The organism is Paenibacillus silviterrae (assembly GCF_030167925.1).
GTDB lineage: Bacteria > Bacillota > Bacilli > Paenibacillales > NBRC-103111 > Paenibacillus_G > Paenibacillus_G silviterrae.
Window position 1 is genome coordinate 445382 of record NZ_JASKUT010000002.1, and the last position, 18370, is coordinate 463751.

13 protein-coding genes are annotated in these 18370 nt (G+C 51.9%); 11 read left to right on the forward strand and 2 right to left on the reverse strand.

Annotation, left to right across the window (positions count from 1 at the left end):
* Positions 1 to 2: 2 nt before the first annotated feature.
* The 7 genes from QMO62_RS25605 to QMO62_RS25635 all read left to right on the forward strand — a co-directional run bounded on the left by QMO62_RS25605 (position 3) and on the right by QMO62_RS25635 (position 10302).
* The gene (locus QMO62_RS25605; protein ID WP_284645338.1) at positions 3 to 1025 is read left to right on the forward strand and encodes a ComEC/Rec2 family competence protein; all 1023 of its coding nucleotides are present in this window, start codon (positions 3 to 5) and stop codon (positions 1023 to 1025) included.
* Positions 1026 to 1055: 30 nt separating this feature from the next.
* The gene (locus tag QMO62_RS25610; RefSeq protein WP_284645339.1) at positions 1056 to 5123 is read left to right on the forward strand and encodes an FIMAH domain-containing protein; all 4068 of its coding nucleotides are present in this window, start codon (positions 1056 to 1058) and stop codon (positions 5121 to 5123) included.
* A 17-nt stretch (positions 5124 to 5140) separates the two neighbouring features.
* Positions 5141 to 6115, forward strand: a complete 975-nt coding sequence (locus QMO62_RS25615; RefSeq protein WP_284645340.1) for a Gfo/Idh/MocA family protein — start codon at positions 5141 to 5143, stop codon at positions 6113 to 6115.
* A complete protein-coding gene (locus QMO62_RS25620; RefSeq protein WP_348651728.1) occupies positions 6115 to 7107 on the forward strand; it encodes a Gfo/Idh/MocA family protein in 993 nt (330 codons plus the stop codon). The genes QMO62_RS25615 and QMO62_RS25620 overlap by 1 nt, the downstream gene beginning before the upstream one ends.
* 788 nt (positions 7108 to 7895) lie before the next feature.
* The gene (locus QMO62_RS25625; protein ID WP_284645341.1) at positions 7896 to 8654 is read left to right on the forward strand and encodes a DUF2087 domain-containing protein; all 759 of its coding nucleotides are present in this window, start codon (positions 7896 to 7898) and stop codon (positions 8652 to 8654) included.
* A gap of 18 nt (positions 8655 to 8672) precedes the next feature.
* Positions 8673 to 9020, forward strand: coding sequence for a GIY-YIG nuclease family protein (locus tag QMO62_RS25630; RefSeq protein WP_284645342.1), 348 nt, complete (start codon positions 8673 to 8675; stop codon positions 9018 to 9020).
* 55 nt (positions 9021 to 9075) lie between these two features.
* Positions 9076 to 10302, forward strand: a complete 1227-nt coding sequence (locus QMO62_RS25635; RefSeq protein ID WP_284645343.1) for an MFS transporter — start codon at positions 9076 to 9078, stop codon at positions 10300 to 10302.
* A 62-nt stretch (positions 10303 to 10364) separates the two neighbouring features.
* Here QMO62_RS25635 and QMO62_RS25640 read toward each other — a convergent pair whose 3' ends face one another.
* Entirely contained in the window at positions 10365 to 11882 is a 1518-nt protein-coding gene (locus QMO62_RS25640; protein ID WP_284645344.1) for an extracellular solute-binding protein, read from the reverse strand.
* Positions 11883 to 12092: 210 nt separating this feature from the next.
* Here QMO62_RS25640 and QMO62_RS25645 point away from each other — a divergent pair, with 210 nt between their 5' ends.
* The 4 genes from QMO62_RS25645 (at position 12093) to QMO62_RS25660 (ending at position 17771) form a co-directional block, all read left to right on the forward strand.
* A complete protein-coding gene (locus QMO62_RS25645) occupies positions 12093 to 13817 on the forward strand; it encodes a sensor histidine kinase (protein ID WP_284645345.1) in 1725 nt (574 codons plus the stop codon).
* Between the two features lie 45 nt (positions 13818 to 13862).
* Positions 13863 to 14906: a response regulator gene (locus tag QMO62_RS25650; protein WP_284645346.1), complete on the forward strand. Its 1044-nt coding sequence runs from the start codon at positions 13863 to 13865 to the stop codon at positions 14904 to 14906.
* Positions 14907 to 14929: 23 nt separating this feature from the next.
* Entirely contained in the window at positions 14930 to 16594 is a 1665-nt protein-coding gene (locus tag QMO62_RS25655; RefSeq protein WP_284645347.1) for a type 2 periplasmic-binding domain-containing protein, read from the forward strand.
* Between the two features lie 667 nt (positions 16595 to 17261).
* Positions 17262 to 17771, forward strand: a complete 510-nt coding sequence (locus QMO62_RS25660; RefSeq protein ID WP_284645348.1) for a metal-dependent hydrolase — start codon at positions 17262 to 17264, stop codon at positions 17769 to 17771.
* Here QMO62_RS25660 and QMO62_RS25665 read toward each other — a convergent pair.
* Positions 17746 to 18255, reverse strand: a complete 510-nt coding sequence (locus tag QMO62_RS25665; RefSeq protein ID WP_284645349.1) for a DUF421 domain-containing protein — start codon at positions 18253 to 18255, stop codon at positions 17746 to 17748. The genes QMO62_RS25660 and QMO62_RS25665 overlap by 26 nt on opposite strands.
* Between the last annotated feature and the right edge of the window lie 115 nt (positions 18256 to 18370).

Consider the following 18370-nt stretch of genomic DNA (forward strand, 5'->3'; position numbering starts at 1 on the left):
GGTTGGCGGCTTTTAAGAGAAAGCAGATCGTCGGGCTGGCAGGAGCCGGGGCGGTTGCATCGCTACTGGTGCTTGCAGCCTGTACGGAGGTTAGTCTGGAGGGCGTGCCGGCCAAGTCGGCTCCTTCCGTAGCTCAGCCGTCTCCGCAGGAGAAGCCGCGGACGGATCAGGTGTTCGATAAGGAGAAGTATAAGGATCAGCTTACGATCCGCTATTTCTATCTGGAGGGCCCGGAGATGACGGGAGACAGCATCCTGATTCAATCGCCGGATGGAAAAAGCATGCTTATCGATTCGGGATTGCCCGGGGTCGGGTCACAGGTAGTAAGCTATCTGGATAAGCTAGGGGTCACGAAGCTGGATATTGCCTTGAATACGCATCCGCATACGGATCACATCGGAGGTTTCGCCACCGTTGCACAGAAGAAGGAGATCGGCGTCTTCTACATGGAGAACTTGCCCTATCCCAGCTCGGCGTCTTACAGGAATGCAATCGCCGCACTGGATGCCAAGCAGGTGCCCAAGGAAATTCTTGAAGAGGGCTCCACCTTCAAGCTGGGAGAGGAGGTGAGCTTTGAGGTTTTAAGCCCGCCAAAAGGAGAGCTTCCAGGAGCCATCAAAACCTTCTCCGCCCCGGAGCTGAATGATTATTCCATGGTGCTGCGAATGACGTTCCGCGGCCAGTCGTACTTAATTACTGGCGATATCTATAAGCATCGGGAGATGGAGCTGGTCGGCTCTCCTTTGGCGGAGAAGCTGGATGCGGATTCGCTGCATGTTCCGCACCACGGAAGCGAGTCGACGTCATCCTCGGAGCTGTTCATGCAAGCGGTTACTCCCAAGTATGCCGTCATGAGTCAAAATTTGTTTCAGAGTCCCAATCTGATGGAGAGGTATCAGAAGAAGGGGGCGCAGGTATTTTCGACCGGTCTGCACGGCAATGTGTTGCTTATTCTGGACGGGAAAGACATACGCACGATTACCGAGAAGGATTGGGCGCCGAGGTCCGGCGCCGCTCAGAAGTAGAGTGATTCTATCATTCCCAAGGAGGATGCTATGAAAGAGAAAAGAAAAGGTAAGCTTCAACGGCCGATATGCTCTCTATTGCTCTCCCTAAGTATGACGGTAAGCGCGGCTCTGCCGCTCCATGGGGCAGCGTTCGAGGCGCAAGCCGCTGCCGCCGCCGCATTGGTGCCTCCGGTTCTTATCACGGAGCTTGTTCCCGATACGACGAATGTAAACGGAGCCGACGGGTACGAATTCATTGAGGTATACAATAACACGGATCAGCCGATGAATTTCAAGGACTACAAAATACTATATCGTTATTTGGAAAGCGAGACCGTATGGGTTCCCGTACCGGAGGATGTCGTGATCGAGCCGGGGAAAACACTGGTTTTATGGATCATTAACACCTATAACGGCGCGGCAACCGTAGCGGACTTCAACGCCAATTTTCAGGTGAATCTGGTAGAAAATAAAGACATTGTCCGGATTTACTCAGGCGGTATGGCGAACAGCCGGATGCGCGAGGTTGTCGTCATGACCAATACGGGACATGAGCTTGTCTCGGCCTTCTACAACGAGGGAGAGGAAATCACGGAGCCGGATAAGGGCATTATTTATCGTTATCCGCAGGACGGAACGAATAAAATGGCCCTGATCAGCGGAGGAATCCAGCCTGGGACACCGGGAAGAGTGGAGCCCGAGCAGGTGCCGTCCACACCGATTTCGATAACGGACACCTTGCCTCCTGTCATTAGGGATAAAACCGGACTTGCAGCTAGCGATCCGACAGAGGAATTGGAGATTACCGCCGAGGCAACTGACAATAGCATGGTGAAGACGCTGACGCTGCATTACCGAATGGAGGGGCAAGCTTCCTTCCGGACAGCTCAGCTGAAGAAGGGTGAGGAAGCCGGCATCTATCACTATAAGCTCGGAGTGCTGGAACTGCTCGGCAGCCCCGGTTTGGAATATTATTTCACGGCTTCTGACGGCTACAATGAAGCTCAAAGCCCGATCAGCCGGATCCAGCTGACGAATCCCGTAAGTCCGCGAATGAACCTTACGGAGGGGAGTATGGTTAGCGGAGAAACCTTGGTGAAAGCGGCCGTGAACGGAACCGATCCGTCACAGCTGCAGCTTGCCATCGACGGGAAGCCAGTCAGCGGCGGAGAACGGGCTATGGAGAAGAAGGCGTTCTTCGTTTTTGAAGGGCAAGGCATGAACGGGAAAAATGCCATTACGATGGGCAAGGACATTTTGTTTATGGCCGATAAGGTCGTGAACAATTTCGATACGGTCATTGCGCCTATCGAACCCGAGCGGCTGAAGCAAGGAGAGAACGTCATTGCACTGCGGGCCGGCTCATCTGTAAGGCCGTATTTTGAAGACAACCCCGAAACGAATCTGGACGATTACGATATTCGGAACGTTCGGCTGGTATTGGCAGACGGTACGGTGCTGAGATCGAAGGAGTATGCCAATCCGAGCCAGCTGATCGATGTGGGGGATAACGGCAGGTTCTTGCCTGTTGTGTACTTTACGTTCGACATCGCTCCGGAGAAGCTGAATGCGCTGGTGTATCGATGGCCTACGAACGCAATGCAGGACGGGCCGCATACCGTAAGCGCGGTAGCACCTAACCAAGGTGAAGCTCGGGTCCGAGTAAACGTCGATAATACAGGACCTGTCCTCACGACCAATATGGCGGAGGGCCAGCTGTACAAGGGAAGCTTCACGGTGGAAGCGGCCGCTTCCGATGCGGTTGCAGGCATCAAGAGCAAGACGGTGAAGCTGGACGGCCAAAACATCGTCGTACCTTACGCTACCTCGTCCACTGCCTTAGCGCCGGGTGTACATACCCTGCAGCTGACGGCAACGGACAACGCAGGGAATCGAAGCGAAAGAACGATTGCGTTTACGACGCCGGAGGAGCATCCGTATAAGCCCGCTCTGATCTCACCTGAGAACGGGCAGCACGATGTGAATGCCGATCCGGTGCTGAAGGTTTCCGTCAGCGATCCGACGAGCGATGAGCTGAGCGTGTCGTTCCGCCGGGGATACGTATACGATGCCGCGGCACCGCAGCTGCAGCTGTTCAAGCATGCAACGGCTTGGGAGCCGCCTTCAGCTGCAAGACCCATTGGCGAAGTAAGGCTTACCCCGGAGGAAACAGCGGATTTGGCCTCCTCGGATGGCCGTTATGTGACGGTAGATTCCACTCTGCAATTTCCTTACCTTCGATTCGAGGTGCAGCTGAAGGAGGAGATCTCGGCAGGAGATCAAGTGGAAGTATTCTGGGAGGGCAAGTCGCTTCCGGGACGGAAGGTGACGATGTATGCATGGAACCACAGCAGCGGAAAGTGGGATGCGGTCGATTCCTTCGTTCCGTCCACGGAAGAGGATTTTGAACTGACCGGGTTAGTCTCCGGTGAGCATTATGTGAAGGACCGGGTCATCCAAGTCATGGTCCAAGACCAGATTCCGGCTCGGGGGGATTATGATTACACGATCGCCTGGATGTCGGATACCCAGTTCTATTCCGAGCTGCACCCGCATATCTACGAATCCCAGGTGAAATGGATCCGCGATCAAGCCGCTGCCATGAATATCCGGTATGTCATCCATACGGGAGATCTGGTCAACGAGCCTACGGCGAGGTATCAATGGGAACGCGCGAGCCAGTATATGCAAGTGCTGGAGGATGCGAATGTCCCTTATGGCGTGCTCGCGGGTAATCATGACGTGGGAACTACAGATTCCGATTATACCACCTATGAGCAGTATTTCGGCGCGGGACGTTTCGAGCAGGAGCCGTACTACGGGGAGAGCTATAAAAACAATCGCGGGCATTACGATTTGATATCCGCGAGCGGCAACGATTTTATTTTTCTGTACATGGGCTGGGGTGTGAATGAAGAGGATATGGCCTGGATGAACCAGGTGTTATCGGAGCACCCCGATCGAATTGCCGTAGTCAGCCTGCACGATTATTTGCAGCCGAACGGTACCAGATCGATTACAGGCAACAAGGTGTATCAGGACGTTGTTTTGAAAAATAAGAACGTTGCGGCGGTCCTCAGCGGCCATTATACCGGCAGCGCGCTTTTGACGGATGAGATCGATGACAATGGCGACGGAGCACCCGATCGCAGAGTGTATCAGATGCTGAACGACTACCAAGGCTTCGAAGAAGGCGGCATGGGGTACATGAAGCTGCTGCATTTTGATACGGAAAGCAATACGATTTATGTGAATACGTACTCTCCATATAAGAACGATTACAACTATTACGAACCGTCCGAGTATCCCGGGAAGGATGAGACGACACTGGCCCTGGAGCTGACTCCCCGCCTGAAGCGCGTGGCAACGGATTATCTGCAAGTGCGCGTGTATACGGATAAGGAGATCGGCAAAGCGCAGCAGGTTCCTAGCGGCGGGACGGCGGAGGTGCAGTGGAGCGGGCTTCAAGAGCTGCAGGGCTACTCCTGGTACGCTCTAGCCGAGGATGCTTTCGGCGGTAAGACGGTGTCCGACATTTGGAGCTTTACGACCCGCAATGTGATCGATAGTCCGGCAAATTTACGGGCACTTCAAGTTATGGATGTATCGGTTCAATTGGCATGGAATCGAGTCCAAGATGAGCATGCGGAGCGAATTTCGTATGATCTTTATAGGAACGGCAGCCTGCTGACCTCCGTAACCGATTCCGTGTATTCGACTGTGGGGGACGCCGTATATCGAGTGGATGGGCTTTCACCCGATACCCGATATGAATTCTATGTCATTGCCAAAGATGAGAAGGGCAATGCTTCGAAGCCAAGTCCTACGCTTGTCGTCACGACGCAAGTAAATCTACCTGTTGTCCAGGGGTTGCTGCAAGGGTACATCATGTCGGGAGAGGTGACCGGACCATTGGCGATGCAGCTAAGTAATCGGATGGAGCAGGTAGCGCATCATTACGAAAAAGGCTCTATCGCACAAGCGGCGAAGCATTTGCAGGATTTCCTGAAGCAGTTGGGCAATCCTTCTCAGCAGGGCAGGATAACGGCAGAAGCAAAGGCCTTGCTGGAGCAAAAAGCGAGTGCACTGCTTGCGCAGTGGAGTAAGAACGAATAAGGAGGCTTTCTAAGTTTATGATCAAAATCGGTTTGGTCGGGGCGGGGTTTATGGGCCAGACCCATCACAAGGCATACCGCCAGATTGGGGGAGCGGCGGTGACAGCCGTGTGCGATCTCGATGTGGAGAAAGCGATGAAGCTGGCAGGGGCTTGGAACGTGGATATCTTTACATCATTGGAGACGATGCTGGAGCTAAGCGATATCGATGCGGTTGATGTGTGCTTGCCCACGGATCTTCACCGATGGGCGGTGGAACGGGCCGCTGCTCATGGCAAGCACGTATTTTGCGAGAAGCCGATCGCAGCCTCGGAAGAAGATGCAGAAGCCATGATACAAGCGTGCCGGGCAGCCGGGGTGATTTTCATGGTAGGGCATGTTGTCCGGTTCGACCCGCAGTATCGTGCAGCCAGACAGCAGCTGCTTGCAGGTAAGCTGGGCAATCCCGGCGTCGTGAGAACGGTACGGTCGGGGGCTTTTCCCGCATGGTCGCCGTGGTTTGCAGACTATGACAGAAGCGGGGGGCCGCTGATTGATTTGGCCATTCACGATTTCGACTTCCTGCATTGGTGCTTCGGGCCGGTACGACGTGTATTCAGCAGACAGGTAACTCGGGAGCAGTTCGACCATACCTTAACCCTGCTGAGGTTCGAAAGCGGCGTTATGGCGCATGTGGAAGCTAGCTGGGCTTATCCTCAGGGAGCTCCGTTCCAAACTTCCATCGAGATAGCGGGCACCAAAGGCTTGGTCCAATTTGACCGCGGATCAGCCGCAACCATTGTACAATTTGGAGGAGTTCATGGGGTGGCAGCGGAGAGCCCGACCGTTAAGAGCCCGTACGCTCTGGAGCTTGAGCATTTCGTGGAATGTATCGGGAACGGTGCGGTGCCGCTTACTTCCGGTGAAGAGGCGCTGGAGGCGCTGCGAATCGGATTGGCCGCAGCGGCATCCGCCTTACGGCAGAAACCGGTGGAGATGAGGGCGGTGCACTAATGAAAACCATTCGTTTAGGGATGATCAGCTTTGCTCATATGCACGCCTACAGCTACGTTCGGTCCATGCAGCAGCTACCGCATGTGGAGCTGGTTGGCATTTACGACGAGGACTTGGAGCGGGCGCATGCCGCGGCGGCACGAAGCGGTGCGAAGCACTATGAAGATGTGAGCCTGCTGCTGAAGGACGTGGATGGGGTTATTATTTGTACGGAGAACCGAAAGCATTTCGGCTATGCAATGGCCGCCGCGGAAGCGGGAGTGCACATTATGGTGGAGAAGCCGATCACCACAGTGGGGGAGGAAGCCCGCGAGTTGATCGCGCTTTGCAGCCGAAAGGGGGTAATCCTGCAGACGGCATTCCCGGTTCGCTTGAACACATCCGTGCAGAAGGTAAAGCAGCAGATCGACGATGGTTCCGTCGGTGAGATCGTGGCTATCGCCGCTACGAACCATGGGCGTATGCCATCGGGATGGTTTATCGACCCCGAGCTCGCCGGTGGCGGAGCGGTGCTGGATCATACGGTGCATGTAGCGGATGTCATGCGTTGGCTGCTTCACAGCGAGGTGACGGAGGTCTATGCGGAGGTTGACACCCTGCTTCACGACGTGCCTGTGGACGATTGCGGGCTGTTGTCTCTTCGCTTCGAGAATGGGGTGGTTGCAACGCTGGATACCAGCTGGTCCAGGCCGTCCACCTTCTCGACCTGGGGAGACGTGACCATGCGTATCGTCGGAACGAAGGGCGTTCTCCACCTCGACGCCTTTGGGCAAAACGGTTCCCTTTGGGAGGAGGGAGCAATCCCTTCGCATCGGTATGTCGGATGGGGGGACAGCTCGGACGGCGCCCTAGTCGGCGAGTTCGTTGCGAGCATTCGCGAAGGCCGAAGCCCGTCGATTACAGGTGAGGATGGATTGCGCGCGGCGGAGGTCGCTTGGGCCGCCTACGAATCCGCCAAAACGAACCAAGCGGTTCAAGTGAAGCGATATTAAAAAGGATTTGGAGAGCCCGCCGGGATAACCGGCGGGTTCTTTTGGTTGAGTGGGCCACACCTGACTTGCCTGATGGTATGAAAATGATGAACAAGGCGGCCCCCTCTAATCGCATATAGGCAATTACCGGCATCATGGGGGAATGATTCACCTGTGTAGTTGCAGATTTGCGATTACTTAGGCTTGAGGATAGTAAAATAGGGTGAGCGGAATCCGTTTATTGTAAATGTGCGACTACATTTGCTCAAGAGCATGGATTCGACTACCGCAGTTGCAATAATGCGACTACCTAGGCGGAGGGCAAGAATAGCGCGCTTTAATGGAAGAGGGGATGCAATTCAATGGAAACCCGGAGGTGCATATCGATGGCTGCTGGTATTTGATTTATATACCAATATATGCCATAATTAAGGAACAAACGTTCGTTTTATTCGGCGACTTCCTAATATTGAGAAAGAATTTACGAACCAAGAGAACATCCTAGCCGGTTTCATCGTCATTGAATATAGCAAAGGGGAGGGCCGGCTCGGCGGGCAAGGTCCACGAAGCAGCCAGAGTGTGCACAATCGTAATGGCTGGAGCTGCTGCGAGCATTCGGGCAAGCTATAGATGTGAGGCGTATGAGGGAACATGCCATGGTGGCCTCTGAGTGCATGATTAGACTGAACAAGTACCTACCTGATAGCTGTTGACAAAACGCCAACATTCTAATAAGATGTCTATGTAAATCGCAAACGAAATTATAAATTGTTTGCTATTTAACAAACGCTACAAGGAAGTGTTGTATCATGAAGGTTTCCGAACGATTCTGGGAAGCATCCGTCGAGGAGCTCAAGAAGGGCTATATCCAGGAACGCGATTATTACATGTGCCTGCTTTGCGGCAGAACCTTCGAGCAAGGAGTTATTTATCAGGTGGATGGGACGTTATACGAAGCGGAGAAGTATACCCGCGTTCATATTGATAAAGCACATCATTCTGTTTTCGACTACCTGATCTCGCTGGATAAGAAGCTAACCGGATTGACGGAGCACCAGAACAGCCTGCTGAAGCTGTTTTATCAAGGCAAGACGGACGCTGAGGTGCAGAAGGAGCTCAATATCGGGAGCAGCTCCACCATTCGCAATCATCGCTTCGTGCTGAAGGAGAAGGAGCGCCAATCCAAGGTATTTCTTGCCATGATGGAGCTGCTTAAGGAGAAGGACCAGCATGCGCCCGCCTTTGTACCGGTGCATAAGACAGCGAAGATGGTAGACGACCGCTATAATGTGACCGAGGAAGAGCGCAGGGCGATTCTGGCAAAGTATTTTACCGAGGGGACGGACGGACCGATTACAACCTTCGAGATGCAAGAGAAGTCGAAGCTGATCATTCTAAGAGAAATTGCTTCTTCACGTTTCGATGCAGGACAGAGCTACAAGGAGAAAGAAGTGAACGAAATTTTGGAGAAGGTATACCACGATTATGTAACCTTGAGAAGGTACCTAATCGAGTACGGCTTCATGGACAGGGAGCCGGATGGAAGCAAGTATTGGCTTAAAGTATAACGACAGAGGAGAAGAACCATGGATAAGAATCGGAAGAAAGAGCTTGCCGCACAATTTATGGAGCAGAAAACGATAGGCGGTGTGTACCAAATCCGTAATACCGCGAACGGGAAGCTGTTTGTGGACAGCACACGGAACCTGAGGACGCTCAACGGAAAAATGGTCAGTCTGACCATGGGCACCCATATGAGCAAAAGCCTACAGCAGGATTGGAACACTTATGGAAAAGAGTCATTTGTTTTTGAAATATTGGAAGAAGTAGAAATGAAGCAGGACGATTTCGGGAAGTCTGCGGATCGGCTGAAGAAGCTGGAGGAACAGTGGCTCGAACGTCTACAACCTTTTGGTGATAAAGGATATAATTAGCATTGCGCGTTAAATTTAGTTGGTTTTTCCATTAAAGGAGTGTCGAAACAATCTCATGATTTTAAAAAATCGCTATGTGCAATCGATTTTGTTGTCTCATGTATTACTTCAGCTTGGAATATGGATCCGTAACTTTGCCATTTTGCTTTATGTCACGGACTTGACGAATAATGATCCGTATTATGTGTCTCTCATCTCGGTCGTTGAATTCGCGCCGATCTTCGTGTTCTCGATTATCGGCGGAACTTTCGCCGACCGCTGGAGGCCGAAACGAACAATGGTATGGTGTGACCTGTTGTCGGCGCTTTCGGTGTTTGTCGTGCTGGTCACGCTAGTTTATGGTTCCTGGTACGCCGTATTCTTCGCTACGTTTATCTCGGCGATCTTATCTCAGTTCTCCCAGCCTTCCGCAATGAAGCTGTTTAAACAGCACGTAGCGGAGGATAAGCTTCAAGGTGTGATGGCCATGTTTCAATCTATGATGGCGATCTTCATGGTCGTTGGACCGATGCTGGGTACGTTCGTCTATCAACGCTTCGGAATCGAGATTTCCATCGGTGTCATGGGGGCGATGTTCCTTGCATCCGCCTTGGTGCTTGCATTCCTGCCGCCGGATACGGTAACAGAAGACAATCAAGCCGATAGAAATTTCAGCCGCGAGCTTCGCGACGGTATTCGGTATGTATGGAATAATCCTACGCTCAAAACATTGGCGGGCATGTTTGCCGCAGCCGGTTTGGCTGTAGGTCTGATTCAGCCGCTGATGATCTTCGTTACTACAGAGAATTTGGGCAAGAGCAAAGACTTCCTTCAGTGGCTGCTGATGGCGAACGGCGCAGCGATGCTGGTCGGCGGGGGCCTCGTGATGTCCGTAGCAAAGAAGGTTTCACCTGAGAAGCTGCTGGCGGCCGGATTGATCAGCAGTGTCATTACAACGATGATCATCGGTTGGTCTACAAGCGCGCCAGTCACGTTAGCGGCGCAGGCGATTGCCGGTTTGTTCTTCCCCTGCATTCACATCGGCATTAATACGTTGATGCTGAAGAATACCGAACAATCCTTTATAGGCAGGGTGAACGGGGTTATGAACCCGATGTTCATGGGCTTCATGGTTATCGGAATGTCTCTAAGCGGCGTCTTTAAATCGAATATGTCCCTGTTCGCGGTTTCCTGTATTGCAGGGCTTTTGTTCGCGGCGGGCGCAATCATGTTAGGTCCACTGTTTAAGCAGGGCGCGAGCCACAAATCCTCCGCGGAAAAAGCGGACCCAAGCACGGTGTAACCAAGAGAAGAGAGGCTGATTTGTTAGCGATATGCTAACAAATCAGCCTTTTGTTTAAGGATTTATTTTTTATTTACAGCCTGGTAGGAAGCGGTGTATTCATCCATAATCTTTTGCCCGCCTTCCGTCTTCCACTTCTCGACTTCTTTCCTAAAGCCTGCTTCATCGATGCCGCCAAGAATAAATTTGTAAGTAGCGTCTTTGATGATTTCCTGCAAACGCAAGCCCTTCTCCGTATAGGTTTTGGAATCGAGCGGAGGCGTCGGGTCATGAATCAGGAAGCTGTTGTTGTCCTTCACTTGCTGCTCCGCCTTGGCTCGAACCGGCAGGGTATAGGTAGGCTCCAGCATTTTGATGGTGCTCTCGCCGCCGATCATCAGTGCTTGATATGCCTTGACATCGCGCTCCCACAGCTTCACATCGGAGGTAACTTCTGCTTTGCCGTCCTTCAGTGTGTAATGCTTGCCCTCCATGCCATAGAAAATCAAGTTGGTGTTTTCCGGCGCCATCAGCTTATCGAAATAAGTCAGAATGGACTTGAGCTCCGCTTCGGTCTTCACAGCGGATTTAGGGAAAATGACCGCAGATATAAAGCCTGGAAGGGCCCATACCCCAGGTCCTTTAGGACCTTCGATCCGATTGAGCACATCCAATTCGAATTTCATGCCGGTACCGGACAGCTTCTGCTGCAGCGTTGTGACATCCTGCAGAGAGCCTACATAAATACCAGCTTTGCCGGTGTTGAACAGGTTTTGCTGATCATTTTTACTAGTAGCCGGGAAATCCTTGTTAATCAGACCTTCCTTATGCAGCTTTTGGAACCATTTCAAGGTTTCCATGTAAGCCGGATCCTCGAATTCAGGAATAATTTTCCCGTCCTTGACAGCCCAGTTATTCGGTGTTCCAAAGTAGGAGGAAATGGTTTTGAAAGCGCCGTAGATGAGATCGTTACGATCCGTGAATCCGATGGTGTCATTCTTGCCGTTCTTGTCCGGATCCTTCTCGGTAAACGCTTTCGCCATGTTGTATAAATCATCGATCGTTTTTGGAGCCGGAATTCCAAGCGCATCGGCCCAATCCTTACGATAAATAATTCCTTGCTTAGACAGCGGACGCTCTTGGTACAAAGCATAGATTTTTCCATCGACCGATGTATTATTCAATACCTTCGGATCAAGATTCTTCAGATTCGGATAATCCTTAAGGTACGGTCCGATTTCCCAAAATTGGTTGCTCCGGAACGCTTCTCGGAACAGCAGCAGGGATGTTTGATTCCGCATAAATACGGCTTGCGGGAGTCCGCCTGTGGCGAAGGCTGCGTTCAGCTTTTCATCGTAGCTGCCGTCCGGAACCCATTGAATGGTTAAGTTCGTATTGGTTCTCTCTTCGAGCAGCTTCTCGATTTCTTGATTCGGCACCTCCGGCGTGTGCAGGTTGGCCATGATGGTGATGGGTGTCGGGCCTTTGGGAGCCTCGGTAGTTCCCTGGTTGCTTTGACTGCCGGTGTTACTGTTGGCACAACCAACCAGTAATGAAAACGCTACCGAGGTTGCCAATAAAGATGTAAGCGATTTACTCATAGATTACTCCCCCAAGATGTGTGATGAAATGGTCAGCGGCATCATCATACCGTCGAGGCGAGCAGTACGTACATAATCATTGGATTTGATGTTCATAAAAGTCAGGCGCCACGCGGGTTTGTCTGCCGTTCTTGTATTAAGCGGTAACATTTTATCAACCAACCACCGATACAATAACTAGGTATTATACAAACACAGGGTGAGGCTTCTATGAATCTTTTTACAAAAATGCTGCTGCTGATCGCAATGCTGATGCTTCCGGTGATCATACTGTATTTTTATTCCAATCAAACCGGCAGCCGCGTAGTCGAGGAGCAGATCAATATCAGCAATCGGAACCGATTGGCTCACTTCGTCAATGAAATTGAGGACACCTTGGAGCAAGCGTCGAAGTATTCAAATTTGATTTCGAGGGATCCGGATTTCACGCTGCTGGCTGAAAATGCAGTTCCGGCATCCCGTTATGAATATGCAGCGCTGATTGATCGGGTAGAGAAGAAGCTGGGGCTGATCAGTCTCTCCACGGAGGGCTTGAGCCGGGTCAATCTTTATTTCCCTGCGGCGAAGCTGGCCTTCTCTTCACTGTCTCCGATTACTTATGACGAGAGGTATTTAAGGTCAGGTGTGATCAATACACAATGGGCGCTTCGCCGTACCAGCGTAAACGGCTCGATCCAGCGGTCGTTCACTCGACATTTTGTCGAGCCTTTGGCCGGTTCGGAGGATGTGCGTAACGCTTCCGTCATTGTAGAGGTTGATTTGATGGAAGATAATATTGTCAGCATGCTGGATTCATTCAAGTTCAAAGGCAATAATGATCCGTTCCTGTACAAGGCGCCTGGAGACTTTGTATTCAATTCAACCTCTGATCAAACGATAGCAAGGCAGATTGCAGAGAGTTATGAGAACGCTGCCAGTGGAAACCCGGGAAGCCATAAGCGCATGGTTGTGGATAACAAGCAATATTTGGTTTACCATATTACCTCGCCTATGTTGAATTGGACGTTGGTCGATTATGTGCCGCTGGAGGATATTCTGGCGCCCGTTACACGCAGCCAGCACCTGTTCTACGCCGCCGTCAGTCTGCTTGTGCTTGCGGGGGTCGCCGCGGCGCTGCTGCTCTACTACAATGTGCAGGTCCCGATTCGGCTGCTGACCGAGAGTGTATCGAAGCTGAAGCAGGGAGAGTTTTCCGTCCGCATTCACGAAAGGCCGAAAAAGGAATTTTACCGTCTCATTCAGCAATTTAATGAAATGGCCTCGCAAATTCAGCATCTGGTGGAGAAGGTATACGCGGAGGAGATTCGCTCGAGAGAAGCTTTGATGAAGCAGCTGCAGTCGCAAATCAATCCACATTTTCTATACAACAGTCTGGCCTATCTTATCAGTATGGCGCGTATGAAGCGGACCGAGCCGGTCATTTCCATGGCTTACCGTTTGGCCGATTACTATAAATACACGACACGCAATGTTGAGATGGTGACTACCGTTAAAGAAGAGCTGAGCTTCGTTCAATCCTATGTGGCGATTATGAATGATCAGCTGGATAAAATCCGCTTCGATGTATCCATCCCGGAAGCGCTGGAATCCGCGATGATTCCGCGTTTGACAATTCAGCCGGTAGTGGAGAACTCCATTGTGCACGGGCTGGAGGCGAAGCTGGGTGAGGGCGGGATTCGCATTACCGGCTTCATCGAACCGGACCGGAATACCCTTATTATAGAGGATGACGGTGTAGGAATGACGGGGGAGGAGCTATTAGATCTGAATCGAAGGGTGGCCGGTCAGAAAGCGGAGGGAGAAAGCTTCGGTCTCTGGAATGTACATCAGCGGCTGCGATATCAGTTTGGTGACGGATCGGGTGTTACGGTAGAGCACACTGATACCGGCGGGGTAAGGGTGCTGCTGAGATGGAATCGAACCGAGGTCAATTGACCGGTCATAACCAAAACTTAATCAGGGGGGATAATTATATATACGTTGTTGCTGGTAGATGACCATAAGCACCTTGTCGAGAGCATGGCGACGACGATTTCGTGGACGGAACACGGCATTGGAACCGTATTAAAGGCGTACTCCGCACAGGAGGCGCTGGTAACGATGGAGCAGCATCCGGTAGATATCGTGGTAACCGATATTCGTATGCCGGCGATGTCCGGCCTGGAATTAATCGAGCGGATAAGAAGCAAACATCCTATGGTAGATTGTATTCTGCTGACGGGCTTTGCCGATTTCCAATATGCCCGTAGAGCATTGGAACTGCACGCGGTCGGTTATCTTCTAAAGCCGGTGAGAGACGAAGAATTGATTCCTATGGTTCGAGAGCTCGTCGAACAAAGGAAACGTAAACGGGAGGAACAACGGCGCATGATGGAGCTTCAAGCGGATGTGCTGGAGGCAAGAGCCGAGGCGAGAACGATACTGGAAACGGAGCGGAAGAGAATGGCTCATGACCTGCATGATATCGTGGGACATACGCTGACAACGACATTACTGCAGATGGAAGCGGCCAAGCTGCTGATTCTCAAGAATGAGTTGGCAGGGCTGCAGCGTCTGGAGCATTCGCAAAGAATGGTGCGGGAGAGCTTAGAGAGCATGCGGGAGGCTGTGCGGATGATGCGGGAACCTGATGGAGCGGGGGACTTGGAAAAAGAGCTGAGGCAGCTGCTTGGAGATGTGGTCCAAGCGGCCGATCTTCAGGTGGATTACGAGCTGGATTTGCCTGAGCCGATTAGCGATCCCCTGATTCGAAAAGCGCTGTATCATGCGTTACAGGAGGGGATTACCAATGGGCTGCGTCATGGGGCGGCCACGGAATTTCGTTTCCGCTTAGTGACGGCAGGCGGAGAGCTCGTCTTCTTGCTGTGGAATAACGGCATACCTTACAATGGCACTGCTGTTGGGTTCGGCCTGCAGGGGATGGAGGAGCGGGTTCGTCAAGCAGGCGGCATCATGAATATTGCGGCTAGTGTAGAACCGAAGGGAACGATACTTACGATTCAAATTAGCCTGGGAACGGGGTGAAGCATCCGATGCTCATCAAGCTTGTGAAACTTCTACTCATCCTATCCCTAGCCGCTGTGTCTGCGGTGGCTTGTCAGGAGGCGCCTGTGAACCCGGAGCCGGTCACGTCACCTCCTCCGCAAGCCGTTGAACGCATTAAGAAAGCCCCCAGGTTCGATCCGCCTGTTGTGATCTCAACGGCCAAAGCGCTGAAGGATTACGATAAACTGAAGGCGGGCGACACTCCGGAGAATAACCCGATAACCCGGTGGGCCAAGGAACGGCTTGGAATTGTGCAGACGAATAAGTGGCTTTTGACGGGTCAGAACGAAGCGCTGAGTACCAAGATCAAGCTTGCGCTTTCGGGAGGAGAGGAGCTGCCCGATGTGCTGTTTCTTACCCAGCATGAGATTCCGGAGCTCTTGGAGGGGCTCGTGGATTCGGGGCGCTTCATAAGGATGGAAGAGGCCTTCGAGGCTTATGCGCCCGATAGGGTGAAAGAGGCTTATGCGAAAAACCCGGATGTTTGGAAGACCGTATCCCTTCGGGGCCAAGCCTGGGGTCTGCCGCAAATTTCCGACGGCAAGGTGGGCGATCCGATTCTATGGATCCGTAAGGATTGGCTGGCCCGGCTGGGGCTGCCGGAGCCGACGACGCTAGAAGAGCTGGAAGCGGTCCTTGAGGGGTTCGCCCACCGGGATCCGGACGGCAATGGCCTGCAGGATACCTTTGGGCTGGCGATTGCCGGGAAGAACACGCTGAACGGCTGGATGGGGGATGCGAGCTTCGTTTTCGGAGCGTATGCGGATCAACCTTACCAGTGGAACCGGGGCAAGGACGGTACCCTTTCTTACGGCTCGGTGCAGCCGGAGCTGAAACCGGCATTGATGAAGCTGCGGAATTGGTATGCGAAAGGCTATCTCCACCCGGATTTCGGCACGCACGACGAGCAGAAAGCGGTCGAGCTTATCACGTCCGGTCAAGCCGGGGTGATCTCCGGCCCCGGGTGGATGGGAGGCTGGCCGCTTGGTGAGATGCGGAAGGAGCCGGACGAGACTGTGATGAAGCCGCTCCCGTACCCGACAGGGCCTGACGGCCGGATCGGCCGCATCGGCTCCCGGCTGTCGTACGGTGCATATTTTTTCCGCAAGGGCTTCGAGCAAATGGATGCTGTTTTCGCGTATTGGGATGAAGTGTACGGTACCTTCATAGAAGACCCCGATTCGGATTTCGCTATCGGCTTTGGCGAAGGCTACGATTATATGCGTAAGGACGGGGACATCCAGTATGACTTTCCAGGTGTAACCAGCACGCTGACGAATTATTTGCTGTTTGGACCCGGAAGCACGCCTCCGAACATCATGCTCGGAGAAAGCATCGAGAATCGCGTGTACCGCGGGCAGGTGCAGTCGCCCTATGAGAAGAGGCTCGCGGCTACTTCCTCCCGGCTCTACCTCGAGGGGAGAATTATCGGAGACAAACAGCTTGCATACTCTCAGAAGAACGAATTTGTCGGTCCTTATACGTCGACGATGAAGCGAAAGTGGCCGCTATTGGAAACGATGGAGAAGGAAGCTTTCTTGAAGATCGTCTACGGAGAGGCACCAATCCATGCCTTGGATGAGTTCATTCAGATGTGGTATCGCAGCGGCGGAGAGGCGATCACGAACGAGGTGAACCAGTGGGACCGTGATAATCAACCACGCTGAAGCAACTAGCCGGATATGGTGGGGAGCAGCTTGATATGCCAATGTTCTGGGTTAGTGAATTATTGAACCTGTGAAGCTTATTCGCCGCACGGAAATCCAATTCATTGCCCAGGAAATCAATTATTCCACCAGGTAGGGTGGTCTTAGAGCCGAAGGCCTGGGTGCCTTCGGCTTTTGTTTTAAGGCAAAGGCGAACAAACGGGCCACCGGTCAGCAAACAAAAGCGTCCAATCGCAGATTTGCAACTAGAGGCACGTGGGAAGCGCGAAAAGAGGCCTGCAATTGCAAAAGTGCAATAGGAGGCGAACAAACGGGCCGCCGTGCAGCAAACCAAAGCGTCCAATCGCAGATTTGCAACTAGAGGCACGTGGGAAGCGCAAAAAGGGGTCCGCAATTGCAAATGTGCGATAAAAGGGCGAACAAATGGGCCACCAGGCCACGAACAGTAGCGTCCAATCGCAGATTTGCAACTAGAGGCACGTGGGAAGCGCAAAAAGGGGTCCGCAATTGCAAAAGTGCTATAGGCGAATAAACGGGCCGCACGGCAAAAGAACAGATAAGCCCGGTGTTCGGCAGCGCTACTGCGAGAAAGCTTCTTTAGCACTATTATTCGATGTGAAGTAATATGATACAATGGAGCTTAGATCACCGAACGGAGGTTCTTATTTTGCTGCAAAAAACACACGGTGTTGCCGGAGTGCTCGCCGCGGAGCTTATTATTTTACAATCAGGAGTACCTATCCTTTCATGGGAAACAGCTGCCGGTGTATTGATCGGTTGCTTTGCCGGTCCGTTAGCCGACATAGATAAACCGGGGTCCGTCATGGCAAAGCTCTTTTTTCCTTTGTCCGCCTTGCTCCGGTTTCTCCAAATCAAACACAGAACGTTGACGCATTCGCTTGTTTTCATTCTAGCTTTGACCGTGCTGGCTATACCGCTGCCGTCCTTCTATTTCTGGACGTTACTGTTCGCTTATGCCACTCATCCGCTAATCGATTTACTCAACGAGCAAGGGGTGAGACTGCTGTGGCCCGCTCCATTCAAAATTCGGCTGCTGCCCAAATGGCTTGCGATCGAAACGGGATCCGCAGCGGAGGTTATATTTCGCTGGGGTCTTATCTTCATAGGCGTCTTGCTTCTCGGTCAGGAAGTTATCCAGTGGTATGGGAGTCGCTAGGGTTCAAATCCCTGGGGGTGAGGCTTCGATATTCTTTTTTCTTCAATACGGACAGCGCGCCGTTGATTTCTAGGATTGCATACTCCACTTCTTTAACATCGAAAACATCCTTACCACGTAATCCTTGTTCTAAGGCCTCCATGGAATATTTGTATTTAAGGAGGTTTTCCTCAACAAGGAGACCGTCCTTAATAATGACTACCGGCTGACCGGAAATCAGCTTGCGGGCCGTTTGGCTTTTGAGAGACAGCAGCATTAAGCTGTAGCCGATACCACTGATAAGAAGAAGCGATAGTAAGAAATACTGCATTTTAATATTGATATTAAAAGCCATGTTACCGCCTATAGTTCCTAAGGTCATGGAAAGTACAAATAAATGATGAGAGCTATGTGAAATGAGACGCCTCCCTAAGAGTTTGGTGTATGCCCACAACCAGCAAAAAGCCAATACAGTCCTTAGGGTAACTTCTAAATAGGGTGACATAAGGATGGATCTCCTTTGAAAATAAGAATAATTACCATAAATAGGATAACCGAAATCCTCTAATATTATCGCTCAAGTCCCTTCAACCCGGAAGGGATGATTTTTGTCTCAAATT

Bases quoted from the DNA above. Each gene is read 5' to 3' on its own strand.
- QMO62_RS25615 (WP_284645340.1), top strand. From the start codon at position 5,141: ATGATCAAAATCGGTTTGGTCGGGGCGGGGTTTATGGGCCAGACCCAT.
- QMO62_RS25665 (WP_284645349.1), bottom strand. From the start codon at position 18,255: ATGTCACCCTATTTAGAAGTTACCCTAAGGACTGTATTGGCTTTTTGC.
- QMO62_RS25620 (WP_348651728.1), top strand. From the start codon at position 6,115: ATGAAAACCATTCGTTTAGGGATGATCAGCTTTGCTCATATGCACGCC.
- QMO62_RS25625 (WP_284645341.1), top strand. From the start codon at position 7,896: ATGAAGGTTTCCGAACGATTCTGGGAAGCATCCGTCGAGGAGCTCAAG.
- QMO62_RS25640 (WP_284645344.1), bottom strand. From the start codon at position 11,882: ATGAGTAAATCGCTTACATCTTTATTGGCAACCTCGGTAGCGTTTTCA.
- QMO62_RS25610 (WP_284645339.1), top strand. From the start codon at position 1,056: ATGAAAGAGAAAAGAAAAGGTAAGCTTCAACGGCCGATATGCTCTCTA.
- QMO62_RS25630 (WP_284645342.1), top strand. From the start codon at position 8,673: ATGGATAAGAATCGGAAGAAAGAGCTTGCCGCACAATTTATGGAGCAG.
- QMO62_RS25635 (WP_284645343.1), top strand. From the start codon at position 9,076: ATGATTTTAAAAAATCGCTATGTGCAATCGATTTTGTTGTCTCATGTA.
- QMO62_RS25645 (WP_284645345.1), top strand. From the start codon at position 12,093: ATGAATCTTTTTACAAAAATGCTGCTGCTGATCGCAATGCTGATGCTT.